This is a genomic window from Mesorhizobium sp. (assembly GCF_005063415.1).
Taxonomy (GTDB): domain Bacteria; phylum Pseudomonadota; class Alphaproteobacteria; order Rhizobiales; family Rhizobiaceae; genus Mesorhizobium.
Window position 1 is genome coordinate 1 of the sequence record NZ_SUEG01000094.1, and the last position, 2,983, is coordinate 2,983.

The 2,983-nt window shown below is 63.4% G+C and carries 3 protein-coding genes and 1 pseudogene; all 4 read right to left on the reverse strand.

From position 1 onward, the window contains the following. Positions 1 to 535 (reverse strand): recombination mediator RecR (gene recR, locus E5W70_RS21850; RefSeq protein WP_292662236.1); only part of this gene is annotated, 535 nt, incomplete at its 3' end. Positions 536 to 924: 389 nt separating this feature from the next. Continuing rightward, positions 925 to 1,863: a cell wall hydrolase gene (locus E5W70_RS21855; protein ID WP_292662239.1), complete on the reverse strand. Its 939-nt coding sequence runs from the start codon at positions 1,861 to 1,863 to the stop codon at positions 925 to 927. Between the two features lie 292 nt (positions 1,864 to 2,155). Next, on the reverse strand, positions 2,156 to 2,479 hold the full coding sequence (locus E5W70_RS21860; protein ID WP_292662242.1) for a YbaB/EbfC family nucleoid-associated protein: 324 nt from the start codon (positions 2,477 to 2,479) through the stop codon (positions 2,156 to 2,158). A 31-nt stretch (positions 2,480 to 2,510) separates the two neighbouring features. Continuing rightward, positions 2,511 to 2,983: pseudogene (locus tag E5W70_RS21865) on the reverse strand (DNA polymerase III subunit gamma/tau); the annotation flags it as partial.

Sequence of the window (2,983 nt, forward strand, 5' to 3'; positions counted from 1 at the left end):
CGGGAACGCCATGCGCCAGCCGTGTCACCTTGATGTCGAAGCCGGAAAGCTGGTCGGTGAGGTAGTGCGCGGTCGTCTGGCCCTCGACGGTGGCGTTGACGGCGAGGATCACTTCCTTGACCTCGCCGCCGGCGACGCGATCGACCAGCGAACGGATGTTGAGCTCATCAGGACCAATGCCGTCGAGCGGCGACAGCGTACCGCCGAGCACATGATAACGCACGTTCATGGCGGTCGCCCGCTCCAGCGCCCAAAGGTCGGCCACGTCCTCGACGACGATGAGCGTGGTGGGGTCGCGGCGCGGGTCGGTGCAGATCATGCATGGATCGGACGTGTCGACATTGCCGCAGGTCGAGCAGATGCGCACCTTGTCGACCGCCTCGCCCATGGCGGCGGCGAGCGGCGCCAGCAGCTGTTCCTTCTTCTTGATGAGGTGGAGCGCGGCGCGGCGTGCCGAACGCGGGCCGAGCCCCGGCACCTTGGCCAGCAGCTGGATCAGGCGTTCGATCTCGGGACCGGCGATTCGCTTCGACATCGCACCGGTTTAGACCATGATCCCGAAAAGTGGAAACCGGTTTTCGGAAAAGATCATGGTCAAACAAGACGATAGAGTCCCATTCCGATCTATCGGAATGGATCAGGCTCTAGGATTTTTCAACGGGTTTTGGAACACTGCTGAGGCGCGTGCTGTCCAACGCGCAAAGAGGCAATCGCCCGGGTTTGCGCCGCCCCTCATTGCCCTGCCGGGCATTTCTCCCCGTAAAGTGACGGGGAGAAAGGGCCGGCCGCGACCCTCGGCACCCTTCCTCCAAGGCTGATGATTGGCGAAATCCTTGGCAACAGCGTCTTTCTCCCCGTCACTATGCGGGGAGAAGATGGCGGCAGCCAGATGAGGGGCGCCCGCGCCCTCAACAATCGACCGCCTCAGTTTTCTTCCAGCGGCCGGGTCTGGCCGGCGATCATCGCGCCGATGGCGTCGGTGTTCTCGGGCGTCGCCTCGAACGACATTGTCGGCTCCGCCGGCGCGGCCTGGATGGAGGTGACAGGGCGCGCGCTCGCGGTCCCACCGAAGCGGGCCGCATCCGGTTCCTGCATTGGTTCTTGCAGCGCCACAAGCATCGGCTTCTCCGCCGTCGCCCTCTCCGAGGTCGCCATTCCGGCAGTCACCCTGGTCTGCTTTGCCGGCTGCGATGCGGCGGCGGTCACATAGGTTGCCTTGGCGAATGTCGGCTTGACCTCGCGTGCCGGCTCCGCCGAGGCGACAAGTATGGCCTGAGCAGCAGGCGCTTGCGACTTGGCCTGGGCCACGGCGACCACGGGCTCGTCCGGCAGCGGCTGCCAGTTGCGGCCGCGCTTTTCATAAAAGGCATTGCCGCCGGCGACCATGGTGTAGTGCATGTTCTTGTAGGGGAAGCGCAGGCCGGCGGTGTGGAAATACATGGTGTTCTTCAGCTTGGCTTTGCGCTCGCCCTTGAGCACCGCCTCGGCGGCTTCCTCGACATCGGGCATCGCCTTCGAATTCATCGGCCGTGTCATGACGCCCGGCGCGAACTGCCCGCGCTCGCCAACCACTTCGCAGATGGTGCTGCCGTGCTTGCCGGACCGCAGCCGGTTCATCACCACGGTGCCGACCGCAATCATGCCGTCACGGCTCGACCGGTTGGACTCGAAGAACATCGCCCGCTCCAGGCATTCCTTTTCCTTCGGCGTGGAATTGTAGGAGCGCGAGCTCAGGAAACCCGGCGTGATGGCATCGGTCAGGCTGGACATGCCGTGCGAGGCGGTCTGACTGCAAGCGGCCAAAAACAGCGGCGAGATAACGACGCCGAGCCGCAACGGCGTCTTCCATCGGGTAGAGATCAAACAGGCGTCCCCTCATTCTGCTGCCAGCCCGCCCCTGGTTGCGGCAAGAATGAGACACTTTCAGGCAAAAAGATGGCTAAAGCGTTATTAAGTGTGGGGCGTTGCCCAATAGATACAGCTGGCTGGTCCGCAAGCGTTGGGCCCCTGCACGCTTCGGCCACTGTAACGGCATCCCGATTTGACTAAAAGCGCGTCGCGTTCGACCGGCCTCGTGCGACGCGTTTTAGGTTCTTATTTTGATGCATGTCGTTATCGCAAAACCGCTGCACACTTTTGCGCGACATGCATTAGCCTAGAACGGCAGCTTCATTCCCGGGGGGATCGGTAGTCCCGCGGTCAGCGCCTTGGTCTTCTCCTGCATGGTCTGCTCGACCTTGGTCCTGGCGTCGTTGTGGGCAGCGAGGAGCAGGTCCTCGAGAATCTCGACCTCGTCCTCCTTGAACAGTGCCGGGTCGATCTTCAGCGACTTCATCTCGAATTTGCCGGTCAGCGTCACGCTGACCAGGCCGCCGCCGGCCTGCCCGGTGGCTTCCAGCGTGGCGATCTCATCCTGCATGGCCTGGAACTTGGCCTGCATTTCCTTTGCCTTGCCCATCAAGCCGAGAAGATCTTTCATCGCACTGTCCTTTGCAGTTGGTGCTGGTTGTTCAGGTTTCGTCGTCGTCGGCCGGCGGCTCGACCGGCATTTCGGCCTCGGCCGCATCGGCTTCCGGCGCGTCGGGAATGCGCACGTCGATGATCTTGGCGCCGGGAAAGCGCGCCAGGATGGCGGCGACCGTCGGGTCGCTCTTGGCATCGAGGAAGGCGTTTTCGCGCTTTGTCGATTCCATCTCGGCCAAGGTCTGGCCGCCCTCCTCCTTCGACAGCGACACCAGCCAGTTGCGGCCGGTCCAGGCGCGCAGCTTGGCGGTCAAATCATTGAGCAGCATCTTCGGCGCATCGTCGGTCAGGCTGACGTCGATACGGCCGGGCTCGATGCGCACCAGGCGCACGCAACGCTTCACCAGCACCTTGAAGGCCATGTCGCGCTGGGTGTCGGCAAGGGCGACAATATCGGCCAGCGATTTCACCGGCACCGGCGGCGCCTCGACCGCCGGCTCCGGCGGAGCAACGAAATTGG

Coding starts and splice junctions, on each gene's coding strand:
- E5W70_RS21860 (WP_292662242.1), bottom strand. CDS start 2,479: ATGAAAGATCTTCTCGGCTTGATGGGCAAGGCAAAGGAAATGCAGGCC.